This window comes from Labilithrix sp. (genome assembly GCA_019637155.1).
Classification (GTDB): domain Bacteria; phylum Myxococcota_A; class Polyangia; order Polyangiales; family Polyangiaceae; genus Labilithrix.
The window spans coordinates 99,500-125,281 of record JAHBWE010000005.1 but is presented as its reverse complement, the minus strand read 5'-3'; the positions used below and the strand labels follow the sequence as shown (position 1 = coordinate 125,281).

27 protein-coding genes are annotated in these 25,782 nt (G+C 69.3%); 14 read left to right on the top strand and 13 right to left on the bottom strand.

The genetic code is table 11. The features are described from left to right. Window positions 1–42 precede the first annotated feature (42 nt). The gene (locus tag KF837_11510) at window positions 43–774 is read left to right on the top strand and encodes a glycosyltransferase family 2 protein (protein MBX3227938.1); all 732 of its coding nucleotides are present in this window, start codon (window positions 43–45) and stop codon (window positions 772–774) included. Window positions 775–909: 135 nt separating this feature from the next. Here KF837_11510 and KF837_11505 read toward each other — a convergent pair whose 3' ends face one another. Then, window positions 910–2,358, bottom strand: coding sequence for a S41 family peptidase (locus tag KF837_11505; protein ID MBX3227937.1), 1,449 nt, complete (start codon window positions 2,356–2,358; stop codon window positions 910–912). A gap of 89 nt (window positions 2,359–2,447) precedes the next feature. On the opposite strand from KF837_11505, the gene KF837_11500 reads away from it, so the two are divergent. The 4 genes from KF837_11500 to KF837_11485 all read left to right on the top strand — a co-directional run bounded on the left by KF837_11500 (window position 2,448) and on the right by KF837_11485 (window position 5,219). Continuing rightward, entirely contained in the window at window positions 2,448–2,714 is a 267-nt protein-coding gene (locus KF837_11500) for a TIGR04563 family protein (protein MBX3227936.1), read from the top strand. 15 nt (window positions 2,715–2,729) lie between these two features. Beyond that, window positions 2,730–3,686, top strand: a complete 957-nt coding sequence (locus KF837_11495; GenBank protein ID MBX3227935.1) for an alpha/beta hydrolase — start codon at window positions 2,730–2,732, stop codon at window positions 3,684–3,686. Further along, window positions 3,683–4,708: a hypothetical protein gene (locus KF837_11490; GenBank protein MBX3227934.1), complete on the top strand. Its 1,026-nt coding sequence runs from the start codon at window positions 3,683–3,685 to the stop codon at window positions 4,706–4,708. The genes KF837_11495 and KF837_11490 overlap by 4 nt, the downstream gene beginning before the upstream one ends. 124 nt (window positions 4,709–4,832) lie before the next feature. Beyond that, window positions 4,833–5,219: a hypothetical protein gene (locus KF837_11485; GenBank protein MBX3227933.1), complete on the top strand. Its 387-nt coding sequence runs from the start codon at window positions 4,833–4,835 to the stop codon at window positions 5,217–5,219. Between the two features lie 6 nt (window positions 5,220–5,225). On the opposite strand, the gene KF837_11480 is transcribed toward KF837_11485, so the two are convergent. Next, on the bottom strand, window positions 5,226–5,606 hold the full coding sequence (locus KF837_11480) for a hypothetical protein (GenBank protein ID MBX3227932.1): 381 nt from the start codon (window positions 5,604–5,606) through the stop codon (window positions 5,226–5,228). Between the two features lie 125 nt (window positions 5,607–5,731). Here KF837_11480 and KF837_11475 point away from each other — a divergent pair, with 125 nt between their 5' ends. Both KF837_11475 and KF837_11470 read left to right on the top strand, forming a co-directional pair. Beyond that, on the top strand, window positions 5,732–6,322 hold the full coding sequence (locus KF837_11475) for an RNA polymerase sigma factor (GenBank protein MBX3227931.1): 591 nt from the start codon (window positions 5,732–5,734) through the stop codon (window positions 6,320–6,322). Continuing rightward, complete coding sequence (locus KF837_11470) at window positions 6,319–6,549, top strand: hypothetical protein (GenBank protein MBX3227930.1); 231 nt, start codon at window positions 6,319–6,321, stop codon at window positions 6,547–6,549. The genes KF837_11475 and KF837_11470 overlap by 4 nt, the downstream gene beginning before the upstream one ends. Before the next feature lie 4 nt (window positions 6,550–6,553). Here KF837_11470 and KF837_11465 read toward each other — a convergent pair whose 3' ends face one another. Beyond that, on the bottom strand, window positions 6,554–7,312 hold the full coding sequence (locus tag KF837_11465) for a hypothetical protein (GenBank protein ID MBX3227929.1): 759 nt from the start codon (window positions 7,310–7,312) through the stop codon (window positions 6,554–6,556). A 143-nt stretch (window positions 7,313–7,455) separates the two neighbouring features. Between KF837_11465 and rnk the strand changes: the two genes are divergently transcribed. Together rnk and KF837_11455 are read left to right on the top strand one after the other, a co-directional pair. Beyond that, window positions 7,456–7,875 (top strand): nucleoside diphosphate kinase regulator, encoded by a 420-nt coding sequence (rnk, locus tag KF837_11460; GenBank protein ID MBX3227928.1) that lies wholly within the window; start codon window positions 7,456–7,458, stop codon window positions 7,873–7,875. Continuing rightward, window positions 7,875–8,405: a hemerythrin domain-containing protein gene (locus KF837_11455; GenBank protein ID MBX3227927.1), complete on the top strand. Its 531-nt coding sequence runs from the start codon at window positions 7,875–7,877 to the stop codon at window positions 8,403–8,405. Before rnk ends, KF837_11455 begins: the two co-directional genes overlap by 1 nt. Here KF837_11455 and KF837_11450 read toward each other — a convergent pair whose 3' ends face one another. Then, window positions 8,406–10,139 carry a protein kinase gene (locus KF837_11450; protein MBX3227926.1) on the bottom strand — a complete coding sequence of 578 codons (1,734 nt, stop codon included), beginning with the start codon at window positions 10,137–10,139 and terminating at the stop codon, window positions 8,406–8,408. Window positions 10,140–10,245: 106 nt separating this feature from the next. On the opposite strand from KF837_11450, the gene KF837_11445 reads away from it, so the two are divergent. The 3 genes from KF837_11445 to KF837_11435 are packed head-to-tail and all read left to right on the top strand — an operon-like array spanning window position 10,246 to window position 14,291. Continuing rightward, window positions 10,246–11,013, top strand: a complete 768-nt coding sequence (locus tag KF837_11445; GenBank protein MBX3227925.1) for a hypothetical protein — start codon at window positions 10,246–10,248, stop codon at window positions 11,011–11,013. After that, window positions 11,014–13,077 carry a CBS domain-containing protein gene (locus KF837_11440; GenBank protein MBX3227924.1) on the top strand — a complete coding sequence of 688 codons (2,064 nt, stop codon included), beginning with the start codon at window positions 11,014–11,016 and terminating at the stop codon, window positions 13,075–13,077. After that, the gene (locus KF837_11435; protein MBX3227923.1) at window positions 13,074–14,291 is read left to right on the top strand and encodes a succinylglutamate desuccinylase/aspartoacylase family protein; all 1,218 of its coding nucleotides are present in this window, start codon (window positions 13,074–13,076) and stop codon (window positions 14,289–14,291) included. Before KF837_11440 ends, KF837_11435 begins: the two co-directional genes overlap by 4 nt. A gap of 18 nt (window positions 14,292–14,309) precedes the next feature. Here the strand turns inward: KF837_11435 and KF837_11430 are convergent, their stop codons facing one another. After that, window positions 14,310–15,194: a hypothetical protein gene (locus KF837_11430; protein MBX3227922.1), complete on the bottom strand. Its 885-nt coding sequence runs from the start codon at window positions 15,192–15,194 to the stop codon at window positions 14,310–14,312. 86 nt (window positions 15,195–15,280) lie between these two features. Between KF837_11430 and KF837_11425 the strand changes: the two genes are divergently transcribed. Beyond that, the gene (locus KF837_11425) at window positions 15,281–15,685 is read left to right on the top strand and encodes a hypothetical protein (GenBank protein MBX3227921.1); all 405 of its coding nucleotides are present in this window, start codon (window positions 15,281–15,283) and stop codon (window positions 15,683–15,685) included. A gap of 44 nt (window positions 15,686–15,729) precedes the next feature. On the opposite strand, the gene KF837_11420 is transcribed toward KF837_11425, so the two are convergent. The 7 genes from KF837_11420 to KF837_11390 all read right to left on the bottom strand — a co-directional run bounded on the left by KF837_11420 (window position 15,730) and on the right by KF837_11390 (window position 22,691). Next, entirely contained in the window at window positions 15,730–16,050 is a 321-nt protein-coding gene (locus tag KF837_11420; protein ID MBX3227920.1) for a HEPN domain-containing protein, read from the bottom strand. A gap of 69 nt (window positions 16,051–16,119) precedes the next feature. Further along, window positions 16,120–16,521, bottom strand: a complete 402-nt coding sequence (locus tag KF837_11415) for a nucleotidyltransferase domain-containing protein (protein ID MBX3227919.1) — start codon at window positions 16,519–16,521, stop codon at window positions 16,120–16,122. 22 nt (window positions 16,522–16,543) lie between these two features. Continuing rightward, window positions 16,544–17,866, bottom strand: coding sequence for a LysR family transcriptional regulator (locus tag KF837_11410; protein ID MBX3227918.1), 1,323 nt, complete (start codon window positions 17,864–17,866; stop codon window positions 16,544–16,546). A 207-nt stretch (window positions 17,867–18,073) separates the two neighbouring features. Then, window positions 18,074–19,234: a hypothetical protein gene (locus KF837_11405; GenBank protein ID MBX3227917.1), complete on the bottom strand. Its 1,161-nt coding sequence runs from the start codon at window positions 19,232–19,234 to the stop codon at window positions 18,074–18,076. A 90-nt stretch (window positions 19,235–19,324) separates the two neighbouring features. Continuing rightward, window positions 19,325–20,485 (bottom strand): DUF3327 domain-containing protein, encoded by a 1,161-nt coding sequence (locus KF837_11400; GenBank protein MBX3227916.1) that lies wholly within the window; start codon window positions 20,483–20,485, stop codon window positions 19,325–19,327. Next, a complete protein-coding gene (locus tag KF837_11395) occupies window positions 20,482–21,465 on the bottom strand; it encodes a hypothetical protein (protein ID MBX3227915.1) in 984 nt (327 codons plus the stop codon). The genes KF837_11400 and KF837_11395 overlap by 4 nt, the downstream gene beginning before the upstream one ends. Continuing rightward, complete coding sequence (locus tag KF837_11390; protein ID MBX3227914.1) at window positions 21,462–22,691, bottom strand: ATP-grasp domain-containing protein; 1,230 nt, start codon at window positions 22,689–22,691, stop codon at window positions 21,462–21,464. The genes KF837_11395 and KF837_11390 overlap by 4 nt, the downstream gene beginning before the upstream one ends. A gap of 98 nt (window positions 22,692–22,789) precedes the next feature. Between KF837_11390 and KF837_11385 the strand changes: the two genes are divergently transcribed. Further along, window positions 22,790–24,262, top strand: coding sequence for a glycogen synthase (locus KF837_11385; protein ID MBX3227913.1), 1,473 nt, complete (start codon window positions 22,790–22,792; stop codon window positions 24,260–24,262). A gap of 10 nt (window positions 24,263–24,272) precedes the next feature. Here the strand turns inward: KF837_11385 and KF837_11380 are convergent, their stop codons facing one another. Continuing rightward, on the bottom strand, window positions 24,273–25,754 hold the full coding sequence (locus tag KF837_11380) for a hypothetical protein (GenBank protein MBX3227912.1): 1,482 nt from the start codon (window positions 25,752–25,754) through the stop codon (window positions 24,273–24,275). Between the last annotated feature and the right edge of the window lie 28 nt (window positions 25,755–25,782).

The window sequence follows — 25,782 nt, the reverse complement described above, 5'->3', positions numbered from 1 at the left end:
GCAGCGCACGCTAATCGTGGTAAGGAGGGCGCCGCAAGGAAGATGACCAGCTCCGCGGCGCCGCGCATTTCGATCGTGATCCCGATCTACAACGAGGAGGCCATCCTCCACGCTGCGATCGTGGACATCCGCGAGCGCCTCCGGCCCTTCGCGTGGAGCTACGAGATCATCCTCGCCGAGAACGGATCGCGGGACCGCACGATCGCGATCGGCCAGGAGCTCGCGGAGAAATACGCGGGCCCCGAAGGCCAGGTGAAGATCATCAGCATGGGCGAGCCGAACTACGGCAAGGCCCTGAAACAAGGCATCCTCCTGTCGCGCGGGGAGATCGTCATCTGCGACGAGATCGACCTCTGCGATGCGGACTTCCACCGCCGCGCGGTCGACATCCTCGACAGCGGCGAAGCGGACCTCGTCATCGGCTCGAAGCTCGCCGCCGGCGCGGAGGACGATCGCCCCGCGATCCGTCACGTCGCGAGCATCGCCTACTCGTCGATGCTGAAGGTCCTCCTCGGCTTCCGCGGGACCGACACGCACGGCCTCAAGGCGTTCCGCCGCGTCGCGCTCATCGACATCGTGCGCGCGTGCCTCGTCGACAAGGACGTGTTCGCGAGCGAGCTCGTCATCCGCGCCGACCGCGGCGGCGTGAAGACGCGCGAGATCCCCGTGCGCGTCATCGAGAAGCGCCCTCCGTCGATCAACCTCTTCAAGCGCGTCCCCAACGTCCTGAAGAGCGTCGCGAAGCTCACGTATGCTATCCGCGTGCGCGGATAGCGCTGGTCACGATGGGGCTCTGCCCCATACCCCGCCCCAACCCATCGACCGGCGCCCGCGGGCGCCGCTCTTCGGGCATTGGGGCCCCGAGGAGTTGCCCTGGGCGTTCCGTCTCTTTGGCCACACGAGCGCCGGCTACTTGGTGAGCGTCGAGCGCTGGCTCATCGCGGTGCGGAGCGTCTGGTAGCCGACGCGGAGGACGACGTCGCGGGACTGGCTCGGGTCGAAGGGGATGTCGCGGGCGCGGGAGCCGATGACCTCGTCCTCGGGGCTCGAGGTGAGGCCGGCGTCGGTGGTCGGGGCGCGTGACGGGGCGTTGCCGCCTTGCGGTCCTTCGGCGGGGAGATGGCCCGGCAGGTCGCGCTCGCGGAGCACCTTCGCGGGCTCGTTCGGCGCGCGCGTGCCGGGCTCGATCACGACGTCGGGGTGGATGCCGTCGGCCTGGATCGCGTGACCGCTCGGCGTGTAGTAGCGCGCGGTCGTGAGCTTGAGGCCCGCGCCGTTCGGGAGCGGGAGGATGCTCTGCACGCTGCCCTTTCCGAACGTGTTCGCGCCGACGACGGTGGCGCGCTTGTTGTCTTGGAGCGCGCCGACGAGGAGCTCGCTCGCGCTCGCGCTCCACTCGTTCACGAGCGCGACGGTGGGCATGTCCACGAACGCGCCGCCGGAGCGCGCCTTGAGGTCCTCGATCACCTGCCCGCGATGGCGCATCGAATAGATGCCGCCGCTCGCGAGGAACTCGTCGGCGATCTCGGTCGCCTCGTCGACGAGGCCGCCCGGGTTCGAGCGCAGATCGAGGAGGATGCCCTGCAGCGTGCCGCCTTTGCCGGCCGCCGCCACCTCCTGGCGCATCTTCGCCGTCGCGGCGAGGAGCTCGGCGTGCGTGCGCTCCTGGAACTGCTTGATGCGGAGGTAGCCGACGTTGCCGTCGAGGAGCCGATAGAGCACCGCCGAGACGTGGATGATCTCGCGCGTGAGCTCGAACGAGAGCGTCTGCCCTTGCCGCTCCGGCGGCGCGGCGTCGGGGGACGCGCCCGCGTCGAGCGCCTCTTCCTTCAGCTCGTGCGCGCGCGCGTTCTTCGCTTCGCGCAGCACCGTGATCTTCAGCTTCGTCCCCGGCGCGCCGCGCATGCGCTTGACGACCTTGTCGAGCGGCTGCCCGAGGACGTCCTCGCCGTCGACGCCGACGATCTGATCGCCGCTCTTGATCCCGGCCCTCTGCGCGGGAGATCCCTCGATCGGCGCGATGATGATCAGCTTGTCGTTGCGCCCGTCGACCTCGATGCCGACGCCGCCGAACTTGCCCTCGGTGTCGCTCTGGAACTGCTTCCACTCCTCGGCGGGGAGGTAGCTCGAGTGGGGATCGAGGGCGTCGACCATGCCCTTGATCGCGCCCTCCACGAGCTTCTCGCGAGGCGCCGGATCGACGTAGTGGTTCTCGACCTGGACGAGCACGCGGCCGAGCTGGTTGACCACCTCGTACGGGTTTTGTTGGGCCGGCGTGGCCTCGGCGCGGAGGCCTCCGAGGAAGAGGCCGCCCGCAAATGCACCCACCGTAGGAACCACGAGGCGAAGGAGCTTCACGCACTCAGGCTATCGCCGATGCGAAAACATGTGGACGACCGAACCGTGGAAGTGGATCATTGTCGTTAGACGGGACGAAAAACGGGCGAATGTCGCCCGTATCCAGGAGGCCTCCCTTGGCGAACGACAAGGACTCGATCAGCAACCTGCGCAGTGAGAGCTCCAAGACCGATAAGAGGAAGCAGAGCCTCTACTTCCCGGAGTCGATGCTCCAGGAAATCAAAGAGGAAGCGGCGCGCCTCGACCGCTCGTTGTCGTGGGTCGTCCAGCGCGCCTGGAAGATCTCGCGGCTCGAGATCAAGAAGCTGCCGAGCGTCAACGAAGTCGAAGGCGGCGACGACGACGACGAGGGCTGAGCTCTCGTCCTGAACGTGAGCGAGAGCACACGTCCTCCGTCATTGCCTCCGCCGCCGTCGGTGCAGCCCACGCTGCTCGATCCGGCCGAGGTACAGCACACCGTCACGGCGGAGGACGGCACACGCCTATGGGTCAGGGCGAAGCCGGCGCAAGGTGACGGCGAGAAGCTGCCGATTCAGGCGGTCTTCTGCGACGGCATCCTCTGCGACGGCTTCATATGGAAGTACTTGTGGAACGACGTCGCGGAGGTCTGCGACGTCGCCCATTGGCACTACCGCGGTCACGGGCGGAGCGGAGCGCCGGTCGACAAGGACCGCCTCGACATCGGCGCGCACGCGGCCGACCTGAAGTCCGTCCGCGACGACCTCGGCGATCGGAAGGTCGTCATCATCGGTCACTCGATGGGCACGCAGGTCGCGCTCGAGGAGTGGCGTCGCTACCCGAAGAACGTCGCGGGCCTCGTGCTCATCTGCGGCAGCTTCGGCAAGGTGACGCAGTCGTTCCGCGGCATGCCCATCCTCGACATGATCCTCCCGAAGGTGATGGACATCGTCGACAAGCAGCCCGACATCGCGCGCGCGCTGTGGTCGCGCATCCCGCCGGAGATGGCGCTCAAGGCAGCCCTCATCGCGCGCGACGTCGATCCGGGCCACGTCCGCCGCGAGGACATGTTGCCGTACCTGAAGCACATGACCCACGTGGACTTCCGCATGTTCCTCCGCATGCTCCGCTCCGCGGGCGAGCACACGGCGGAGGACTGGCTCGGCGAGATCGACGTGCCGGTCCTCGTCGTCGCGGGCGAGAAGGACACGTTCACGCCGGCCTCGCTCTCGGAGTCGATGGTCCACCGCATCCCGAAGGCGGAGATGCTCATGGTGACAGGCGGCAGCCACGTCGCGCCGATCGAGCAGCCGGAGCTGATCAACCCTCGCATCAAGCAGTTCCTCGCGCGCGTCGCCGCCGAACCGTGAGCGCGCGTCGCTCCGTGGGCGCGGGGCTCGCGCTGCTTCTCCTCGCGCTCGCCGCGTGCGATCGGCGAACGACGACGCCCGCGCCTGCGCCGGGGGGCGATTCGGCCGCCGAATCGAGCGCTCCTCCGTCGCTCGCGGGCTCGAGCGCTGCTGCGCCGACGGCGAGCGCGGCGATGCCGGATGGCGAGGCCCGCGCCGCGGCGCGCGACGAGTGCGGGCCGCGGGTGGCGAAGATCACACGCGCGAAGAGCATCGGCCACACGTCGGTGGTCTACAAGATCGAGCTCGAAGGCGGCGGCACCTACGCGTGGAAGGTGAACGCGACGAAGGTGAAGGATCGGTGGCGCGGCGAGGTCGCGGCGTACCGGCTCGGACGCGCGCTCGGGATCCCGAACGTGCCGCTCGCGTGCCCGCGCTCGTTCCCGCGCGACGAGGTCCTCGCCCTGCTCGGACGACCTGCCTTCGACGAGCTGATCGCCTCGCCCGGCGACGCGATCGAGGGCGCGCTCATCCCGTGGATCCCGAGCCTCTCGTTCCTCGCGCTCGAGAAGGATCCGCTCCGCTCCGAGGCGCGCGCGTGGCTCCGCGATCGCGCGAAGCCCGTGCCGGCGGAGAAGTCGGAGCTCGCCGCGCAGATCTCGACGCTGGTGGTGTTCGACGCCGTCGCCGGTCACTGGGATCGCTACAGCGGCGGCAACGTCGGCCTCGACGCGACCGGCAAGCAGGTCCTCTTCATCGACAACGACTCGACGTTCATGAGCCAACCGCCGGCGGAGCGCATGCGCGAGAACATGGACGCGCTCGCGCGCACGGAGCGCTTCTCCCGCTCGCTCTACTCGGCGCTGCGCGCGCTGGACGGCGACGCCCCGCTCCGCGCCGCGCTCGGGCACGGCCTCGACGGCGAGCCCCTCCTCCTCCCACCGGTCGTCACGCTCGTGCGCGAGCGCCTGTCGGCCGTGCTCGCGACGATCGCGAAGAAGATCGCCGAGCGCTCGGAGGCGGACGTCCTCGTGTTCCCGTAAGACCTGACATCCAGCGCCGGCACACCGCGCCAAAGTGTGCCACGCACACGCAGAAAACCCTTGAAATTACGTCATATCGCGCGCGGCACGAGTTGGCAGGGTCGTTGCTCGATGGGAGGTCATCATGCGCTCCCTCGTCGTCGCTCTGGTCCCGATGTTCGCTCTCTCGTTTGGTGTCGTCGCCTGCGGCGAGGAGGACGGTGAGCCCGCTCCGTCGACGCAGCAGCAGCAGCTCGCCGGCGACGGCGAGGCGTGCGCGCGGACCGCGGACTGCGCGTCGGGTCTCACGTGCCAGCCGGCGGTCAACGGCGGCGGCCTCCGCACGCGCGGCCTCCCGGCGCCCGGCGGCGGCGAAGCCGACGGCGAGCCCGAGGGCGAGCCGACCGATCCGGACCCGACCCCCACGCCCGCCCCCGCGCCGAAGCCGGACGTCCGCGGCCGCCCCGACACCGATCCGACGCCGGCCCCGCAGCCCTCCCCCGCCCCCGCTCCCATCGGCTTCTGCCACTGAGCGGTATCAAGGTCCGCCGAGCTCGCGCTCGTCGAGTCGACGCCGTCCCACGGCGGTGAGCAGCCAGATCAGCGCGAGGAACGAGAAGCCGAGGATCCCGGGGCTCGTCGACTCGGACGTCCCTTCGATGACCCAGTGGACCGCGGTCGCGAGGTCGTTCGAGCTCTTCTCGAGCACCCGACCCGCGCCGGCGAACGTGGCACCGAAGTCCGCGCACGTCGCGGCCAACGTCCCGAAGAGCAGCGCCGTTGCGATGTTCTTCACGAACCCGAGGCTCGCGCGCCGCGCCTTCAGCGCGAAATGGAACGCCGCGCCGAGCCCGATGAGCCCCGTCAGGAGGATGAAGAGCATCGGCGGCACCCCGCCGTTCCGGATCAAGGTCCACATGACGCCCCTATGAACGCCCGCCCGCGGCCGGTGTGACCAGAAAAGTGCGCGCCCGCGAGGGACAGCGGGCGAGTCTTTTCTTGTCACAGCCCGAGCGGGCGTGCGTTTGTGCGGGCGTGGGTGACGTGGAGGAGAATGCGGCCCTCGTCGAGGGGCTCCGGCGCGGCGACGTCGCCGCGTTCGATCGCGTCTACGCGGTCCACTCTGCGCGCGTGTTCTCGTTTCTCCTTCGTCTCTCGGGCCGGCGCGACGCCGCGGAGGACCTCGCGCAGGAGACGTGGATCAAGCTCGCGAAGGCCGCCCCGAGCTTGCGCGAGGACACGCGGCTCGCGCCGTTCCTCTTCACCGTCGCGCGGAACGCGTTCGTGAGCTGGCGGCGCTGGGCGATGCTCGACCTCTCGCGACTCGTGACGCTCGGCTTCGACAGCGCGAGCGACGCCGCCGCCGGCGCCGACGCGCCGGACACGCTCCACGACCGCAACGCCGACATCGCGCGCCTCGACGCCGCGCTCCGCGCGCTCCCCGTCGCGTCACGCGAGGTGCTGCTCCTCGTCGGCGTGGAGGGCTTCGAGCAGGAAGAGGCCGCGACGATCCTCGGCGTCGAATACGCCGCGCTCCGCAAGCGCCTGAGCCGCGCTCGCGCCGAGCTTGCGGCGGCGATGGAAAAGCTCGAAAAGAAGGGCGCGCCTGGACCGCGCCCGAAGGAGGCCGTATGAGCGACGAGACCCCCGACGATCGCCTGCTGAAGTCGCTCCGCGATCTACCGGTCCACGCCGCGCCCAAGAACGGCGCCGCGCGCGCCGCCTTCGTGGGCGCGTTCGCGCCGTGGCATGTCCGCGTCGCGGCGGGCGTCGGCCGAGGCCTCGTCCCGGTCGCGCTCGCGAGCATCGTCGGCGTCTACCTCACGTGGGCGTTCGGCATGGCGCTCTCGGTCATGAACTGACGCGTCAGAGCGGATCGCACGCGAGCGCGTCGAAGCGCACCGCGAGCGTGTTGTCGCCTTCGTCGAGGAACCCGCTCGACACGACGCCGAGGCGAAGCGACCAGCTCTTCACGTCGGAGGGCAGCTTCTCGAGCGGCAACGTGTACAGCACGCCGCCGCTGCGGACGGCGAACACCCCGCCCGCGCCGAGCACGAGCTCGAGCTGCACGAGGGTCCACTCCTCCTTCTCGAGCCGCGGCCCGGACACGTCCGCCCCGGCCTGGAACTCCTCGTGGAGCGACGAGCTCCCGTTCTGCCGGAGGTCGAGGCTCACGCGGTACGGCGTGCCTCCGTTCGCGACGTACGACACGAGCGCGTGCCCGTTGCTCCCGAGGTCGACCTCGGGACGCAGGTACAGCTTGCACTTGATGCCCTCGCCGAGCCGCGCGGCGTCCTTCTCGAACGATCGCTCGACGTAGCCGCGCGTCCCGAAGGTCGCGGGCGGCGCGAGCTGCACGAAGAGCGCGCCCTTCCCCGTCGTCGCGACGGTGGTGTCGATCGCGAGCGTCGGCACGGACTTCCCCTCCACGCCCGAGAGCACGGGCGCGCTCCACTGCGAGAGGTCGCCCTCGAACTCCTCGATGAACATGCGCTCGGTCGCGCCGGTCCCGCCGCCGTCCGCGCGCGCCGCGCCGCCGTCCTCTACCTCCTCGAGCGGCGCCTCGCCCGACACCTTCGACGACGAGCAAGCGACGAGGCAGAGCGCCCAGACGAGCTTCTTCACCCGAACGAGCGTAGCCGCCTCCCGCCGTCGGGCGACGAGCAAAGACGCGCGCCCGCCCGGTTGATGGATTGTCCGTGCAGGTGGACAGTCTGGCCCCGAGACCGAGCTTCGCGGGGTCGCGTCGGATCCCTACGCTCCTCCTCATGGAGGCGCTGGGCGAGACGCCGATCACGCTGACCGAGCCCGACGTCGGGCGTCTCGGATCGCTCTTGTGCACGCGGGTCGGGCTCGCGTATCGCTCCGAGGCGCGCCGGCTCCGCGGTGAGCTCCGCCGCGCCCGCGTCGTGCGCGCGATGAGCGTCCCGCCCGACGTCGTCACGATGAACTCCACCGTCTGCTTCGAAGACGTCGGCGCCGGCGCCTCGCGGAGCGCGACGCTCGTGTATCCGTGGCGCGCGCACGAGCGCTCCACCGTCAACGTCCTCTCGCCGCTCGGCACCGTGCTCCTCGGCCTCCGCGTCGGCGACCTCGTGGCGTGGACCCTCGACGACGGCGCGGCGAAGGTCCTCCGCGTCATCGCGCTGCCGTATCAACCCGAGGCCGCGGGGCACTGGCACCTCTGATGATGCCCCTCATCCGTCGCTGGCTCTCGCTCCCCGAAGACGAGGCCGACGTCGTGAGCGTCCTCATCGAGGGCCACGATCGCATTCGCGACTTCGTCGAGCTCGCCGTCGTCGTCGGCGAACGAGGCGAGCTCGGCTCACCGGAGCTGGTCGAGGACGTCCAGCGCATCGAGCGGTACTTCTCGAAGTCGTACCCGCTCCACGTCGCCGACGAGGAGACGAGCGTGCTGCCGCGCCTCCGCGGCCGCTCCTCCCGCATCGACGCCGCGCTCTACCGGATGCAGGAGCAGCATCGCGTGCACGAGCACATGATCCGCCGCCTCTGCGCGCAGGCGAGCGCGCTCTCGATCGATCCGAAGGACGCGGTCGCCCGCGACGCGATCGGCGCCGTCGCGCGCCCGCTCCGCGCGCTGATGGAGGACCACCTCCACGGCGAAGCGAAGGTCGTGTTCCCCGCCGTCCGCACGCACTTCACGCCGGCCGAGCAGCGCACGATCCGCCGCGAGATGATCGATCGACGCCGCGCCTGACTACCGTCGCAGCAAGAGGCAGCCGCCGATCGAGAGCGTGATCACGACGAGCGCGGCGAGGATGATCTCCGCGACGAGGATGCTCCGCGGCTTCGCGCTCTTCTCCGGCTCGGCGGCGATCATCTTCGGCATGAGCGGCGAGGAGCCCGATCCGAGGTCGCGGTAGCCCTGGCCGCCGCGCGGCGTCGCGGGCGCCGGCGGCGGGAACGAATTGAACTGCTGCCCAGGCGGAGCGGGCGGCGGCGGCATCGAGTGATGTCCCGGCGGCGGGGCCATCGACGCGTGGCGCGGCGCCGGCGGCGCGTAGGCGGGGTTCGTCGGTTGCGGCAGCTGGTGCATCGGCGGCGTGTTCGGCGCGAGCGACATCGGCGGCGGCGCGATCGACGGCGTGCGCGGCGGCGGAGGGATCGGGAGGAGCGCCGGATCGACCGCCTGCGTCTCGCCCTGCGCGTCGACCGCGGACGGCGCCTTCGCGCGCGGGGCGGGGAGCGGCGGCGCGTCGGCGAGCGCGACGGTGTGCCCGCCGTCGAGCTCGCCCTCCGCGAACGGCTTCGTCCACGCGGGATCGTCCGCGAGCCCTCGAAGCGGCCCGCCGTGCACCACCGTCCGATCCGACGCCGGCTTCGGCTCCTCGATCCGCGGGAGCGCCATCACCGTGCGGTCCGACGGCGGCTTCGGCTCCTCGACGCGGGGGAGCTCCATCACCGTGCGATCCGACGGCGGCTTCGGCTCCTCGAGCGCCGGACGCGGCGGCTTCACCGGCGTCGCCTTCACGCCCGGCGCGAGCGGCGCCGGCGGCTTCGCGGACGCGGTGCCGACGCGCGGCGCGACGGGCGGGATCTTGATCGGGCGGAGCGCCTGCGTGCGCGTCGGCGGCATCGCCTTGCGGAGCCCCTCCTGCATCGCGCGCGCGGACGCCCAGCGCTGCGCCTTCTGGAGCATGAGCGCCTTGTCGACGACGGCGATGAGCTCCTCCGGGATCGTGGCCTTCGCGCGCGTCGCGGCGAGCGAGCGCGCTTGCTTCGACGCGGTCGCGTGGAGGAGCGTGCCGAGCGCGGTCTCGACGTGCACGGCTTCGCCCGACAGCAGCGTGAACAGCGTCGCGCCGACGGCGTAGACGTCGGTCTGCGGATCGATCGTGCCGCGCATGCCCTGCGCCTGCTCCGGCGACATGAAGTCGGGGGTGCCGAGGAGGAGGCCGGTCGCGGTCGGCTCCGCCTTCGCGACGCCCTCCTTGATGTGGGCGATGCCGAAGTCGAGGACCTTCAGCGTGCCGTCGCCGAGGACGTAGAGGTTCTCGGGCTTGATGTCGCGGTGGACGATCCCCTTCTCGTGCGCGGCGGCGAGCACGTCGAGGAGCTGATCGCCGAGGCGCGCGACCTCGTCGGGGAGGAGCTTGCCGCCGAGCCGCTCGCGCTTCGTCTCGAGCAGCTCGCCCTCCTCGAGCAGCTCCATCACGAGGTAGACCGCGCCGTCGGGCTCCGCCCCGTCGTGGAGCACCTTCACGACGCTGGGGTGCCCGACCTTGTTCGCGACGTACCCCTCGCGCAGGAAGCGCCCGCGCGCGTCGAGGTTCCGCGAATACTCCGGGTGCATGATCTTCACCGCGACGTTGGGGCCGCCGCGCTCGCTCGCCTTGAACACGGTCGCGACGCCGCCGCGCGCGATGCGTGAGTCGATGCGCCACCGGTTCCCGATGATGGCGCCGATCCAGCCGGTCTGACGGGGATCCATTCGGGGACTCGGACGCCGAGGTTACCACTTTCCCATAAAACGCCGGAGAACATACGGGTTTGCTTGCTCCCGCTCGGGCCCTTCGCTACGACCGGGCTTCGCTCACATGTTCGAGAAAGTCTCCTGGTATTCTCAGCGCCTCCAGTGCGACACGACGATGGCCCGATGGGGCTTCTCCGGGCAACCGGTGCTCGTCTTTCCCACCGCGGGCGGTGACGCCGAGGAGATCGAGCGCTTCAAGATGATCTACGTGCTCGAGCCGCTCCTCTCGGCCGGGCGCGTGAAGATCTACTCGATCGACAGCGTCGCCGGCCGCGAGTTCTTCTCGAACCAGCACTCGGTCGAGCACCGCTACTGGATCACGAACCAGTTCCACCAGTACATCAAGCACGAGGTCGCCCCCGCGATCCGCCGTGACTGCCGCTCGAACGACATCGGCATCTGGGCGACCGGCGCGTCGATCGGCGCGTTCCACTCCGTCGCTGTCACCTGCCGCTTCCCGGACATCTTCCACCGCGCGCTCGGCATGAGCGGCTCGTACGAGCTCCTTCGCTTCATCGGTCATCCGAAGGCGAACGACTTCTGGCGCGTGTCCTCGCCGCTCCACTTCGTGCCCACGCTCTCGGGCCCGCACCTCGACACGCTCCGCACGCGCTACATCCACCTCGCGACCGGCGAAGGCAAATGGGAGAACATCGGCGAGAGCTTCCGCATGGGGCAGACGCTCGGCAAGAAGGGCATCCCGAACTGGGTCGAGTCGTGGGGCAAAGAGTGGGACCATGACTGGGTGACCTGGCGCGCGAAGCTGCCGAAGTACCTCGACGAGTGGACGCAGGCTGCCGCGCAGCCGAAGGCGGTCGAGGCGCGCGGCTGAATGGACGTCAACGGCGACGACGAAGCAGCGAAGAAGGACAAGACGTCGGCGGGGGAGCTGGAAGGGCCCGACCGCGCGCGCTACGTCCGCGCGCTCCTGAACGATCTGCGCGCGCTCGAGCGCATGGTCGACGAGGACATGTTCGAGAAGAACGTGGCGATGATCGGCGCGGAGCAGGAGATGTTCCTCGTCGATCGCGCGTTCAACGCGTCGCCGACCGCGCTCCAGGTCATCGAGAAGGTCGCGGACAAGCACTTCACGACCGAGCTCGGTCTCTTCAACCTCGAGATGAACGCGGACCCGCAGCCCCTCGCCGGGAGCGGCTTCTCGAAGCTGGAGGCGCAGCTCCACGAGCTCTACGCCAAGGTCAAAGGCGCGTGCTCCGAGATGGGCGTGAAGCCGGTCCTCTCCGGCATCCTCCCGACCCTGCAGCGCACGGACCTCTCGCTCGACAACATGGTCCCGAACCCGCGCTACCTCACGCTGAACCGCGTGATGCGCCAGGCGAAGGGCGAGGACTACGACATCTCGATCAAGGGGCTGGACGAGCTCAACGTGAAGAGCGAGTCCCTCATGTTCGAGGCCTGCAACGCCTCGTTCCAGGTCCATCTCCAGGCGCTCGAGCCGAAGGACTTCGGTCACTTCTACGACGTCGCGCAGCTCGTCCTCGCGCCGACGATGGCGCTCGGCACGAACTCGCCGCTCCTCCTCGGCCAGCGCCTCTGGGCGGAGACGCGCATCACGCTCTTCGAGCAGTCGTGCGACATCCGCACGCGCGACCTCCACGCGCGGCAGGACGTCCCGCGCGTCGGCTTCGGCACGCAGTGGCACACCGACGGCGGCGTGGTCGGCATCTTCAAGGAGAACGTGACGCGCTACCGCCCGCTCGTCGGCATGAGCGGCGAGGAGGACTCGAGCGGCATCCTCGCGAAGGGCGGCGTCCCCGAGCTCCGCGCGCTCCGCCTCCACGGCGGCACGGTCTATCGCTGGAACCGCGCGTGTTACGGCATCTCGCCGAGCGGCAAGCCGCACCTCCGGATCGAGCTCCGCATCCTCCCGTCGGGCCCCTCCATCATCGACGAGGTCGCGAACGCCGCGTTCTGGATCGGCCTCATGCGCGAGCTCACCGAGACGGTGGAGGACCTCCCCGCGCGGATGGAGTTCGAGAACGCGAAGCAGAATTTCTACAACGCCTCGCGCGAGGGCCTCTCCGCGCGCTTCGTGTGGCTCGACGGCCAGGACGTCATCGCGCAGCCGTTCATCCTCGATCACCTCCTCCCGCTCGCGGAGCGTGGCCTCGCGCGCGGCGGCGTCGACGACGCAGAGGCGAAGAAGTACCTCTCCGTCATCGACAAGCGCGTCCGCTCGCTCCACACCGGCACGCGCTGGGCGCTCCGCTCGCTCCAGGACATGAAGCCGCGCGGCCGCGGCAACCGGGGCGAGGAGCTCGCCGCCCTCGTCGCCGCGACGATCGCGCGGCAGGAGACGGCGCGTCCGGTCTCGGAGTGGGAGCGCGCGCGCATCGACGAGCTCCCCGCGCGGAAGACGGGCTGGGAGCGCGTCTCGCAATACATGCAGACGGACCTCCTCACCGTTCACCCGAGCGATCCGGTGGAGCTCGCGGCGGACATCATGACGTGGGAGCGCATTCGGCATTTGCCGGTCGAGGACGAGAACGGCAAGTTCCTCGGCGTGGTCACGTCGCGCGCGGTGCTCCGTCACTACGCGCGCCGCCTCGGCCTGCCGACCGAGAGCTCGAGCATGCTCCCGCGGAGCGACAGCTCCACCTCCCTCATCGCGGAGATCGTCCGCACGACCGGGACGTCGAGCGGCACCGGCAGCTCCCCTCCCCCGGGCGTGACGACCGTGGGCGACGTCATGCGCGCGGATCTCGTCACGATTCCGCCGGACACCTCCACCCTCGAAGCGATCAAGCTGATGCGTACGCACCGCATCGGCTGCTTGCCAGTCGTCAAAGATGGTCGCATCGTTGCAATGGTGATGGAGGAGGACTTCATGGGCATCGCCGCCGACCTCCTCGAAGAGAAGATCCAAAGCCAATGACGCTGCACTACCACCCGGACTGGACCTCTCCCGACCTCGCCGCCGCCGCGCGCGGCCCCGACGTGCCCGCCGGCCGCATCATCGGCCAGATCGTGGGCGAGCACGCGGGCCCCACGCTCATCGTGGTGTGCGGCATCCACGGCAACGAGCGCGCGGGCGTCCTCGCGGCGAAGCGCGTCTTCGCCACGCTCGAACGCCGCAAGAGCCGCATCCGGGGCGAGATCGTCGCCATCTCCGGCAACCTCGCCGCGATGCGCCTCGGCCTCCGTCATCAGGTGCGCGACTTGAACCGCGTCTGGACGGACGCGCGCGTCGCGGACCTGGAGGAGCGCGCCGCCAAGGGCGCCGACCTCGACGCGGAGGACAAGGAGCAGCTCGAGATGCTCCGCGAGATCCGCGCCGGCATCGCGCGCGCGCGCGGCCCGGTGCATCTCATCGATCTCCACACCACGAGCGCGCAGGGCTTCCCGTTCATCCTGTTCGGCGACACGCTCCGCCAGCGCAAGTTCGCGACCGCGATCCCGCTCCCGATCCTGATGGGCCTCGAGGAGCACCTCGACGGCGTGCTCTCGGCGTACTGGTCGACGCAGGGCCTGATCACGATGGGCTGCGAGGGCGGCCAGCACGACGATCCGGGCTCGGTGGACAACCTGGAGGCGGTCGTCCTCCTCGGCGCCGAGTCGGCGGGCCTCTTCGGCGCGGGGACGATCATCGAGACGAGCGCGGCGTTCGCGCTGTGCGAGCGCCGTCGCGGCGATCTCCCGCACATCATGGAGGTCATCTCGCGCCGCGCGATCACGAGGGACGACGAGTTCGTGATGGAGCCGGGCTTCGCGAACCTGGCCCCGGTCCGCGCCGGCCGCCTGCTCGCGCGCGACAAGAACGGCGAGATCCGCGCCCCGCGCGACGGCATCGTGATCCTCCCGCTCTACCAGGCGCAGGGCAGCGAGGGCTTCTTCTGGGGCCGCGAGATCAGCCCGGCGCGTCTGCGTCTCTCGGAGGCGCTCCGCAAGGTGCAGGTCGATCGCTTCCTCAAGTTCCTCCCCGGCGTCGAGCGCACCGCGGTCGCGAAGGACGGCAAGGGCAAGACGCGCCTCACGGTCGACACGAAGCTCGCCGCGTTCTACCCGCGCGACATGTTCCACCTCCTGGGCTTCCGCCGCATCCGCAACCAAGAGGCGGTCTGGCTGGTGGAGCGCCCCCCGGAGGGGTGAGCGCTCGCTCTCGCCGGGCTACGGCGCGATCTCGTTTCCGCTTTCGTCCCACGCACGCGCCGGGCCGCGCTCTTTGCCTTTCGCGAAGGTGCTCTCGCGCTTCTTCGCGCCGGAGAAGTGCCACTCCGTCCAGGGCCCGTCCTTCTTGCCGGCGACGTATTGCCCTTCTTCCTTCGGCTTCCCGTTGAAGTAGTAGGCGCGGAACGGGCCATGGAGCTTGTTCTTCGCGTACGTCTCTTCGCGGAGCTTCTTGCCGAACGACTCGTAGACGCTCCACGCGCCGGTCTTCGCGTCGGCGGAGAAGTCCCCTTCCCGCTCGAGCCACCCCTTCGCGTGGTGTTGGCGCCAGCGCCCGATCTTCCGGCCCGCCTCGTAGGTTCCTTCCCAGGCCTTGCGGTCCTCTTCCCAGTACGAGACGAACGGGCCGTCGAGCTTTCCGTCCTTCATGCCGTAGTCGCAGAACCACTTCGCGCCTTCGTGCTTCAGCATTCCGCGATGACGACCGTCCGCCGCCGCCGGGCTCCCGCCGAGGTTGTACTTCTTCTTCTGCGCGTTCGAGAGGAAGCGCCCGAACGGCAGCCCGGTGAGGATCGAGAGGATCTCCTCGCGCGATCCCAGCTCCGCGTCGAGGATCGCGACCAGGACGCGCGCGACCGGCTTGGCGCTCGCCGCCACCGTCGTCTGATGGAAGCAGGCGTTCTCGAGGAAGCCGAAGGCGTACGGGGGACGGCGCGATCCCGTCAGCGAGGCGAGCGCGTAGGGCAGCGACGCGCCCGTCTCGTCGAAGACCTCGAGCGCTCCCCAGGCGACGCCTTCGAAGATCGAGTGATCGACGCCGATGCTCGCTCCCGTCGCATCGAGCCATCGAGCCTTCAAGGTGGCCTCGTCGACGTGTTTCATCATGGAGGGAGGATCAGAGTAGCCGTCGATACGGTCGGATGCCGAAACGCAAGCGGCCTCGCTCGAAGGACTCTGTACGATCGGCGTTCATGGCGATTCGGTTCCGTCGAGCGATCGTGCTCTTGCTTGGAGGGGGCTTCGCCGCGTGCGCGCGGGACGTGGTGCCGCCCGACCTCGGAGGCGACCCCGACGCCGGAGGCGAGGTCGTTGAAGCCGCGAGCCCGGACGCCGCGACGTGCTGCGACGTGGAAGGCTGGACGTACGACACGGCACGAGGCTGCATGGGCGAATGGATCGTCATCGGGTGCTCGCCGCTGGCGTGTGGACACGGCAACGACGCGACCGGCTGCTATCGCCTCACACGCGACGCGGCGGCGGAGACGACGATCGTCACGCCGCAGGCCTGGTACGACGGCTTCCTCGGCATGAAGACCTGCCCCCGAGACGTCGCGATCCAAGCAGCAACCTCCCGATTCTGCCCCGACGGCGGCTGACGCGCCCGTCGCGCCGCGGCTTTGGCTCTGAACGCGTCCTCGATTCAGTCGGACGACACCAACGACCGCGCGGCCTCGACAAACACGCGCGCGCTCTCGACGAGCACGGAGGCCTCCTCCGGAGCGACGTCGGCAACGCTGTAGTCCGCGATGTTCCGCCGTTCTTGCAGCGCTTGGAACGTGCGGAGGTGCGCGGCGTCCATTCGACCGGTCGCGACCACGCGGGTGGAGAGCAGGCGCTGCACACCGCGATGCGTTCGAGCCTGTTCGCCGAGTTGCGCGAGGAGCGCGCATGCCGCATGAAACGCGGCGTAGTAGGCACGGCTCACCGCATCCCTGCCGAGCCCCAGACCGATCAAGGCCATCGCGGCGCGTAACGATTCCTCCGCGCGAATCAATCTCGGCTCGCGACGCGGCTTCGCGGTTCTCCGGGCTCACAAGGTGATTCCCTCGCGGTCGATGTCCTGCACCAGCAATGCCTCGCGTCGTCGGAGCTCGTCCAGCTCCACGTCGCTGAGGACGATCGGGCTGACGATGAGCCCCTCCGGGGTCGTGCAGGCGACCTCGCCGACGACGCGTGCGCGCTCGCCCGGCGCGAGCGGCGCCGTCACCACCAACACGTCGACGTCGGAGTCCTCGTTGAACTGCCCCCGCGCGTACGAGCCGAACAATCGCATCTCGCGGAATCGCTCGCCAAGCAGCCGCATGGCCCGCTCTTTCCGCGTCTTCAGGAGCAGAACGACCTCCGGTGGCACGCGATGACGACGCTCCTCGAGCGGAGCGAGCGGCAGGGGCAACCCCAGATCGTAGGCGTTGAGCTCCTCGCGAGACGTCACGTGCTCGATTCTAGCGCGTCCGTCAGAGGTGGTGGTCGCCCGCTGCCTCGGGTTGGTAGGGGATCGCGGTGATGCGCTGCGATGAAACCGTGGAGCCGACCTTCGCGCCGAGGAGCACGGCGCCGAGATCGGAGAGGACCGACACGCGATCGGCGGCGGCGGCGTCCCACGGGTACACGAGCGAGACCTCGCGCTCGCGCGCGCCTTCGCGCAGCGTGACGCGGGAGCTCATCGTCACCGCGGAGCGCGGGATCGCGTCCGCGGCGAGGACGGTGAGGCGCTCGAGGCGCTCGCGCAGCCGCGCGCTGCCGGCGGGGTCCGTCTCCGCGTAGACCGCCGCTACCGCGCTCAGGCGACGGACGTCCTGCGCCGTCATCGGGATCGACGCCCCGCGAGGCCGCGTCGCCTTCGCCTGTGCCGGCGGCGCCACGGGCTTCGCGCGCGGCTGCGAGACCGTCTTGCCGAACACCTCCGCGAGGTGCTCCACGAACGCGCGCACGCTCGCCGACGCGAGGCGGCGATGGGCGTGGAGCGCGAGGATCGAGACCTCGTTCGCGTGGAAGTCCTCGAGGATCGCGTGGAGGCGGCCGCTCGCGAGGTCGTCGCCGACGACGAAGCGCGGGAGCACCGCGATGCCGAGGCCGGCGAGGACGGACTCGCGGAGGAAGCGCGCGTCGTCGGAGCAGAGGCTCCGCGCGCTCGGCAGCGGGATCCGCCCTTCGTCCGTGTCGAACTGCCAGTCCTCCGTGTGGAGGAGGCGCAGGCAGTCGTGATGCACGAGGTCCTGCGGGCGGAACGGGATCCCGCGGCGGCGAAGGTAGGCGGGGGCGGCGCAGACGACCGCGCGCGACGTCGCGAGCTTCCGCGCGACGAGGCCGGAGTCGGCGAGGCGCCGCGAGACGACGACGGCGACGTCGAACGGATCCGGCGTCGGATCCGGCGCGCGGTCGATGAAGCGGAGCTCGACCCGGACCTCGGGGTACGCCTGCGTGAACTCGCCGATCGTCCGCGCGAAGATCGGACCCGCGAGCGCCGACGACGCGTGCACGCGCAAGGTCCCGCGCGGCGCCGCGCTCGCGCCGGCGGCGACCTCCGCCGCCTGGTCCGCCTCCGCGACGAGGCGCGCGCACCGCTCGTAGAGCCGCACGCCGTCGGCGGTCAGCGCGAGCCGCCGCGTCGTGCGATGGAGCAGCTTCAGACCGAGCGCCGCCTCGAGCCGCGCCACGCGCGCGCTCACCGCCGACTTCGAGACCCCGAGCGAGCGCGCCGCGTCCCGAAACGACTTCGCCTCGACCACCCGCGCGAAGAACGCCATCCCCACGATGTCGTCCGGCGTCGCACGCACCCAAACATCCTACCAGCACACGAACACGCAAGCCGCCCCAGCTCATGCCCACGCCAGAGGCACCCCTGGGCCCTCGAACGCCGACTTCGAGAAGGGCCCCCAGAAGCGGCCGCCACAGCGGTTGCGAAGCAACCCTCGCGCTCCGCGCGAGGGCCGTGTCTGGGGTGGGAGCTCGAGGGCAAAGCCCTCGAACAAGACAGACTCGAACTAGACAGGATTCGCTTTGCGCCAGTCCTGGATGCGCTGCCAGAAGTGCTCCGTGAACTTCTCGACCTCGTGGGCCGGGAAGAGCGCGGTCACCTTCTGGCGGACGGCGTCCTTCGCCGCGGGGGTGCCGAAGAACTCGTGCGCGACGCCGTCGAGGTGCTTGAGGTGGGTGGCGCAGAACTCCTCGAACTTCTTCGTCTCGAAGCGCTCGTCCGCGATCGCGGCGTAGCGCTCGAGCTTCTCCTCGAACGGGAGGTCGAGGCTCGAGACGTCGATGAACGGCTGCCAGCTCTGGTTCTTCCGCATCTTCCGCTTCGTCGCGGCGCAGAAGATCGACCACTTCACGTAGGCCTTCACGAGCCAGGGGAAATGGTAGTGGAGGCTCGTGACCTGCGAGTCGGGGCACGGGTTCGCGTAGTCGATCGGGTACCAGATCCCGTCCTTCCGCAGCGCCTCGCAGGAGTTGAACTCCCAATCGAAGAAGGAGTTGATCGTCAGCGTGAGCTTGCGGAGGTGCTCCTCCTCCGCCTTGGTGATGAAGTCGGTCTTCGTCGTGTAACGCTCGTGGAGCGGCGCGCTCGGGTCGTAGAGGACGCAGCGGGTCTGCGGGCCGAAGCCGATGCAGCGGACGAAGCTGTCGAAATCGTGGACCGCCGCCTGGACGTGCATGACGGACTTGCCGCTCTCGTCGTAGGCCTTCCACATCGACTCCGCGTCGTCGACCTTCGTGACGCCGCGCCAGCCGCCGCCATCGTACGGCTTCATGAACATCGGCCAGCCGAGCTCCTTGCCGAGGAGCGTGACGTCGAAGAGCTTCGCGTGGCGCGAGAGCGTGAGCTTCAAATCGGGGTTCGGCTCGTACGTCTTCGGCGGGATCATCCACGTCTCGGGGATGCGCATGCCGAGGCGCATCATCGCGACGTAGCTGGTGTGCTTCTCGTTCGCCTGGACGCTCCACGGGTTGTTGAACACGTAGAGGTCATTCATCAAAATGGCCTTTTTGATCCACTCGCGGCTGGTGTGGTACCAGTGCGTCAAGCGATCGACGACGAGGTCGTATTTGACCGGCTGCCGCAGGTTGAACGGCTCGATCATCACCCGCTCGACGTTGAACTTCACGGTGTCGCCGCCGATCGGGATCGCGAGGTTGAGCTCCTTCACGATCGCCTCGAAGCAGAGAGGCCAGCAGATGTCGGCGCCCAGCGAGAGCCCGATTTGGCGAGTAACTTCGGCCATAGTCCTTTATCCCCGTTATTCGTAGATGAACATCAGCGGACCCGGGAAGAGCCACGAGAGGCCCTCCCGCAGGCGGTCGCGCCAGTTTTCCCAGTTGTGACCGTCGCGCGCTTCGACGAACTTCACCTGCATGCCGGTCGTTTCGAGCAGGGGAATGAGAGAGCGATTCTCGTAAATCAATGATTCGTAGACGCCGCAGCTCACGAAGACGCGCTCGCTGACCGCCTTGGGCTCGCTCCGCATCTCGTTCATGAACTCGACGATGCGGTCGAAGAGCGGACCGCGACGGTTGGTCTTGCCGATGTCGGTGAACGCAAAAGAGCCGGACTGGAGCAAGAGGCGCCCCCACACTCCGGGGTAGCGCGTCGCGGTCGAGAACGCGGCGACGGCGCCGAAGCTCGCGCCCATGAGGCAGCGCGACTGCGGGCGATCGATGATCGGGAGTCGCTTCGTGAGGTCGACGAGCAATTCCTCGGTGAGGAACTTCGCGTGCCGCTCGTCGTTCGCGTATTCGCGGAGGCGATCCGGCGAGTCGGTGAAGGCGACGATCATGTCGGGGATTTCGAGGCGCTCGATCAGGTTGTCGAGCACGTTCTTCATCGCCGCGAAGTTGATGTAGTCGGTGCCGTCGTGGACGACGAGGATCGGATAGAGGCGAGACTTGCGGAAGCGCGCGGGCAGATAGATCTTGCCGCTCCGCATTCCGCCGAACGCCTTCGAGTGGAAGCTGAACGGCTCGAGGTAGCCGGGGCGCGAGGTGGCGTCGTACTTCGCCCAATCCGGGAACGCGTAGCCGTCGCTCTGGAGGACGGAGTTGGCGCCGAACGGATCCCGCGCGCGGTTGGGGTTCCGCGGGTCCTCGACCCACTTGAAACCCTTCTCGCGGACGAGCTCGAACTTGTACTCGACGCGCGAGTTCTCCGGGATCTCGAGGGTGAGGTACCAGAGGTCGGTGCCCTCGATCCGCGCGAGCGCGTTCGCGGTCTCGAGGCCGAAGATCCAGTGACGCAGGTTCACCGCGTTGGCTTCGCCGCGCCAGATGAAGGTGCAGCTCCGGCCCTCGACGATCGGGATCGTCCGGCCGTCGAGCCATTTGTCGATCTTCTCCGGCGTCGGCTTCGTGCCGATGAGCTCGTGGATCGCGAGGCGAGGGAGACTCGAAGGTGCTGCGCTCATGAGCCGAGGACTCCGCGGTGCTGGAACACCCCCGACTCCGTCTCGTGGAAGCGCACGTGCATCCCGTCGTCACGCAGGGCGATGACGCCGTGCGCGTGCTCGGGGCCGCGCCTCCGCCACGTCACGCGCGAGCGCGCGGGCATCGCGAGGCACGTCGCCGGAGCGAACCGGCGCGCCATCGTCTGGATCCGCTCGCGGTCGTCGAGCTTCAGCCGCAGCTCCGGCTGCGGGAGGACGACGACGTCGCCGGCGAGGCCGAGGCCCTCGTCGAGCACCTCTACCGCGGCCGGCCCCTGCGGCGGCGAGTGATGGAAGATGACGACGCGCTCGCTGATCGCCATCGCCCCCGCGCACCACGCGAAGATGAATTTTCCCTTCGCGAAGTTCTGGATGTCGAAGAGGCGGAGGCGATTGAGGAGCGACGCGACGTGGCCGCCCGCGATCGCGATCGCGTCGCAGTCCTTCATGATCTCCGCGAGCTCGGCGACGTGCCGCGCGATCGCGGGGCGCGTGAGCGGCTTCCACTTCGCGTCGAACTCCTCGCGGTCGCGGACGCAGCGCTCGAGGTGCATCCGATCGATGTCGCGGATCGCCTGGATGCTCGCGCGCGCCTCGTCCTCGAGGATGTCGGGCGGCGCCTTGCGGTTGTCGATGACGTGCTGCGCCTCGAGCGCGTGCTCCATCCGGATGCGGTAGAAGTCCTGCCGGTGGCGGAGGAGCGCCTGCCGCTCGCGGTGCGCCTCCATCAGCTCGGCGTCGTCGCGGAACGCCTCCTCCGCGCGCTTGTGGAGCTTGAGGTTCACCGCGCGGCCGCCGAGGTGCTCCCGGAGGTCGTCGTCCTCTTCTTCGCGCTCCTGCCACCCCGCCGTGATCGTCGCGATCTTCCCCTCGACCTTCAGCTCCGCGACGGCCTCACCGAGGGTGGGGTCGAATCGTTGCGCGCCGAGCAAGACGATCGCGCGCGTGTGTCCGGAGATCATGCGGTCGCGCGCACCTTCAGAGTCTGGCCGACGATGTCGAGCATCGAGCGGAGGGTGTCGTAGTCGGGGTGCTTCATGCGGAGCCAGGCGTTCGCCATGTACCCCGCGTCGACGCCCTGCGTCGGCGTGCCGGGCGGCGGGAAGTGGCCGTCGATGATCATGCCGCCGAACTTGTGCTCGATCGCGTCCTTGCCGTCGTAGTGCGAGATGCGGCCGTCGCGGTCGGGGCGGAGCGCGATGATGCCGGCGGCGAAGCGGCGCGAGAGGCGCTGGCTCGTGCGGCCGTGGACGATCGCCATCGCCCACTCGCGGTAGATGTCGAACTCGTTCGCGGCGGCGTAGAGGTCCCACGCGCGGACGCCGGGGGGACGGCAGCCGATCTCGCTGAACTTCAGGCCCTTCGGCCCGAAGAACCACTCCATGTGCGTCGCCGACGTCGTGATCTCGAGGGCCTTGATGACCCGCTGCCCCATCTCGCGGAGCTCCTTGTAGCTCGAGAGATCGACGCGGTTCGTCGCCACGAACTGGGGCGAGATCCAGCGCGTGCGCATCGCCTCGAGGACGTTCGGGTAGTAGTGGGAGACGAAGTCGTGGGCGACCTCGCCGTTGATCGTGATCGTGTCGTAGAAGCCCTCGTGCCCCTCGATGAACTCCTCGATCGCGACGGAGCGGCCCTTGTCGACGTGGCAGGCGACGAGCGCGTCGTGGAGCTGGCCCGCGTTCTCGCACTTGTACGTGCCGGAGGCGCCGGCGGCGTCGCGCGGCTTCACGATGAGGGGGAAGCCGACGCGCTGGGCGAAGTCCTTGATCTCGGCGGGATCGGAGCTGCCGATCGACTGCGCGCAGGGGACGCCCGCCTCGCGGAGCGCCTCCTTCATCGAGGGCTTGTCGCGGCAGAGGAACGTGGTCTTCACGCTGATGCCGGGGATCCCGCAGGCCTCGCGGACCTTCGCCGCCGCCATGACGTGCGCCTCGACGACCGCCTCGAGGCGCTGGACGTTCGTGCCGGGGTGGCCCTGCAGCTTCCGCACGACGTGCTCGAGCGCGCCGGCGTCGGTGACGTTGCCGATCTCCTCGTAGTGGGTGAGCTGGCGGCGGAGGTCGTCGGTCAGGGACGACTTCGGCCGCTCGCCGATCCCGATGACGCGGGCGCCGACGGCGTGGAGGGCGCGGACGAACTCGCGCTGATTGGCCGGAAAACAAGGCTCGACGAAGATGACGTCCACGCTGTCCTCGATCTCTAGGTGGGGAACGCAACCTACCAGTCTCCCTCTGCAAATTCCACGGCGCTCTCGATCCCGCGCCGTAGTAGGGTGCGCGCCCCGTGAACGTCCTCTTCGTTTCTGCCGAGGTCGCGCCTTTCGCCAAGACGGGGGGCCTCGGCGACGTCGGCGCCGCCCTCCCCCGCGTGCTCGGGACCAAGGGTCACGACGTCCGCGTCGTCATGCCGTTCTACGCCCGCGTCCGCGAGAAGGCGTCGAACGGCCCGTTCGAGACCGTGCTCAAGGACTGCGTGGTCGTGCTCGGCGGGACGCGGATCGTCTTCTCGGTCCTGCGCGGCAAGCTCCCCGACTCGTCGGTGCCGGTCTACTTCGTGCGCTGCTCCGGCCTCTACGACCGGCAGGGGATCTACACCCAGGACCACGACGAGCACCTCCGCTTCGCGGTCCTCAACTGGGCGGCGCTCCACATCTGCCAGCGGCTCCAGTTCCGGCCGGACATCGTCCACGTGAACGACTGGCAGTCCGCGCTCATCCCGCTCCTCCTCCGCACGATGTTCGCGTGGGACCGCCTCTTCAACGGCACGCGCACGGTGCTGACGATCCACAACATCGGCCACCAGGGCACGTTCGGCGCGGACAAGATCGCCGACACGGGTCTCGCCGACGCGCGCGATCACTTCCATCAGGACCAGCTCCGCGAAGGCCGGATCAACTTCCTCCTCACCGGCATCATGTACGCCAACGCGATCACGACCGTGTCGCCGACGTACGCGCGCGAGATCCAGACGCCGGAGCACGGCGTCGGCCTCGACTACTTCCTCCGGAACCGCCGCGAGTGGACGTTCGGCATCCTGAACGGCATCGACGACGGCGAGTGGAACCCGGAGACGGACACGAAGATCGTCGCCAACTACTCGGCGGAGAACCTCGACGGCAAGGAGGCGAACAAGAAGGCGCTCCTCGAGAACGCCGGCCTCAAGTACTTCCCGCGCGTGCCGGTCGTGGGCATCGTCTCGCGCCTCGCGTGGCAGAAGGGCTTCGACCTCGCGCAGAAGGTGCTCCCGCGCGTCCTCGCGAACCGCGCGATGCAGCTCGTCGTCCTCGGCACGGGCGAGCCGCAGTACGAGAAGTTCTTCAACGCGCTGAGGTACGAGTTCCCACGTCAGGTCGCGTACAAGCGCGGCTTCAGCGAGCCGCTCGCGCACATGATCGAGGCGGGGTCGGACATGTTCCTGATGCCGTCGCGCTACGAGCCGTGCGGCCTGAACCAGATGTACTCGCTCCGCTACGGCACGGTGCCGATCGTGCACAAGACGGGCGGCCTCGCCGACACGGTCTTCAACTTCGACACCACGCGCGGCACCGGCAACGGCTTCTCGTTCGAGAACTTCGACGAGGGCGGCCTCTCGTGGGCGCTCACGCGCGCGATCTCACTCTGGGGCACCGGCGACGGCCCCGACCGCGAGCGCTGGAGGGTGCTCCAGCGCAACGGCATGCGCATGCGCCTCTCCTGGGACGAGCGCGTGACGGCCTACGAGACGGTGTACCGGATGATCGCCCCGGGCCGCGCGTAGCGACCCGCGATCAGCGCTTTCCCACGACCTCGATCGAGGTCGCGCCGCTGCAGATCGGCGCGTTCTCGCCGCTGCAGCTGGCGAGCCGTTCCCACCCGAGCGTCGCGCGGTAGGTGCCGTTGTAGCTGGCGTCGAACGGGACGCTGAGCTGGGCGTCGCCCACCTCCGCCCGCCTGTCGCTCGGCTTCCTGAATACGTTCGCCTGCGCCCCGGTCAGCGAGAAGCGGAGGCACGTCGGCGCGTTGCCGGAGTTCGTGAGCTTCCCGACCCCGGTGCGGTTGTCCGGAATGTTGTCGAGGCTGTAGTAGTAGTACGCGTTCCACGTCTTCGAGACGCTCAAGACGGAGCCGACGACGAGCGCCTTGACCTTCACCGGCCTCACGACGTCGTCATGCCCGGAGCGCGTGACCGTGATCGTGACGTTTTCCTCGATCGGCCCCGGCTTGTCGAGCGCGACCGCGGCCGCGGTCGGCGTGAACGTGATGTCGGCCGTCGTCGCGGTGGTGCTGTTGCCCGCTCCGATCGGGGTGTCGCCGCTCGTCGCGAACTTCGACGCGCCGGTGATTTTGACGGTGCCGCTGGTGGTGCTGTAGTTCGCGATCGTGAGCTTCGCGCCGGCCGTCGGAGCGGACTTGCAGTTGACCCGCCCGACGTCGACGCTCGGCGGGACGATGACCGCCTGGTTCGTCCGCTGCCCCTCCACCTTGACGGTCGGCGCCGAGCCGCAGAGCGGGCCTTCGATCACCGGCGTGAACGTCGCCGAGACGACGTTCGCGTCGACGCCGCGCATGGCGGCCGAGAACTTCACCGCCACCTGCTCGCGCGCACCGATCGTGATCGCGGACTCCGTCGCGAAGCCCTCGTCTCCCGTTTGGTCGAACGACTTGATCGTGATCGGCTGATTGCCGTCGTTCACGAACACGGCCGTCTTGTCCGCCGTGTTCGCGTCGGCGCGCAGCGTGCCGAAGTCGACGAGCGTGGGGTTCACGGCGAGGGTCGCGCCGCTCGTCTCCATCGACGCGTCGATCGTCCTGACCTCCTTCACCCCCTCGCCGGCGCTCACGATGATCTGCACGTTCGCCGTGCCGGGCGCCTTCGGCTTCGCCTTCACCTTCACGGTCTCACGGCCACCCGGCGCGACCGTCCCTTTTCGTGGAGCGTCCACGCTGGCGCCGTCGATGCTGAAGACGTCGTTCTCGCCGATGAAGACCTCGTACGGGACCGGCTTGTCGCTGCCGTTGTAGAGCGTGAGCGACGACTCCTTCTCGTCGTCGCCGCACTTGCCCTCCGGGATCGTGAGCGTCGACGGGCTGATCGTGAGGCCGCTCTCCGTCGCGATCGAGCCCGCGTCCTGGTCGTCGTCGTCGTCGTCGCCGGGGCTCAGGCCGTTCTGGTTGGGTGGGTCGGCCTTGTCGAGCCCGGCGATCGAGGCGCAGGCGACGAGGCCGGCGAGACCCATCCCGGCGAGGGCGAGCGAGAGACGCGGAGGCACCTAGGGAGACTAGCAAACGCCGGATCGC

Bases quoted from the DNA above. Each gene is read 5' to 3' on its own strand.
- KF837_11445 (MBX3227925.1), top strand. From the start codon at position 10,246: ATGTTCGAGAAAGTCTCCTGGTATTCTCAGCGCCTCCAGTGCGACACG.
- KF837_11425 (MBX3227921.1), top strand. From the start codon at position 15,281: ATGGCGATTCGGTTCCGTCGAGCGATCGTGCTCTTGCTTGGAGGGGGC.
- KF837_11430 (MBX3227922.1), bottom strand. From the start codon at position 15,194: ATGATGAAACACGTCGACGAGGCCACCTTGAAGGCTCGATGGCTCGAT.
- KF837_11400 (MBX3227916.1), bottom strand. From the start codon at position 20,485: ATGAGCGCAGCACCTTCGAGTCTCCCTCGCCTCGCGATCCACGAGCTC.
- KF837_11470 (MBX3227930.1), top strand. From the start codon at position 6,319: ATGAGCGACGAGACCCCCGACGATCGCCTGCTGAAGTCGCTCCGCGAT.
- KF837_11500 (MBX3227936.1), top strand. From the start codon at position 2,448: ATGTCGCCCGTATCCAGGAGGCCTCCCTTGGCGAACGACAAGGACTCG.
- KF837_11510 (MBX3227938.1), top strand. From the start codon at position 43: ATGACCAGCTCCGCGGCGCCGCGCATTTCGATCGTGATCCCGATCTAC.
- KF837_11480 (MBX3227932.1), bottom strand. From the start codon at position 5,606: ATGTGGACCTTGATCCGGAACGGCGGGGTGCCGCCGATGCTCTTCATC.
- KF837_11440 (MBX3227924.1), top strand. From the start codon at position 11,014: ATGGACGTCAACGGCGACGACGAAGCAGCGAAGAAGGACAAGACGTCG.
- KF837_11450 (MBX3227926.1), bottom strand. From the start codon at position 10,139: ATGGATCCCCGTCAGACCGGCTGGATCGGCGCCATCATCGGGAACCGG.
- KF837_11485 (MBX3227933.1), top strand. From the start codon at position 4,833: ATGCGCTCCCTCGTCGTCGCTCTGGTCCCGATGTTCGCTCTCTCGTTT.
- KF837_11420 (MBX3227920.1), bottom strand. From the start codon at position 16,050: ATGGCCTTGATCGGTCTGGGGCTCGGCAGGGATGCGGTGAGCCGTGCC.
- KF837_11395 (MBX3227915.1), bottom strand. From the start codon at position 21,465: ATGATCTCCGGACACACGCGCGCGATCGTCTTGCTCGGCGCGCAACGA.
- KF837_11455 (MBX3227927.1), top strand. From the start codon at position 7,875: ATGATGCCCCTCATCCGTCGCTGGCTCTCGCTCCCCGAAGACGAGGCC.
- KF837_11435 (MBX3227923.1), top strand. From the start codon at position 13,074: ATGACGCTGCACTACCACCCGGACTGGACCTCTCCCGACCTCGCCGCC.
- rnk (MBX3227928.1), top strand. From the start codon at position 7,456: ATGGAGGCGCTGGGCGAGACGCCGATCACGCTGACCGAGCCCGACGTC.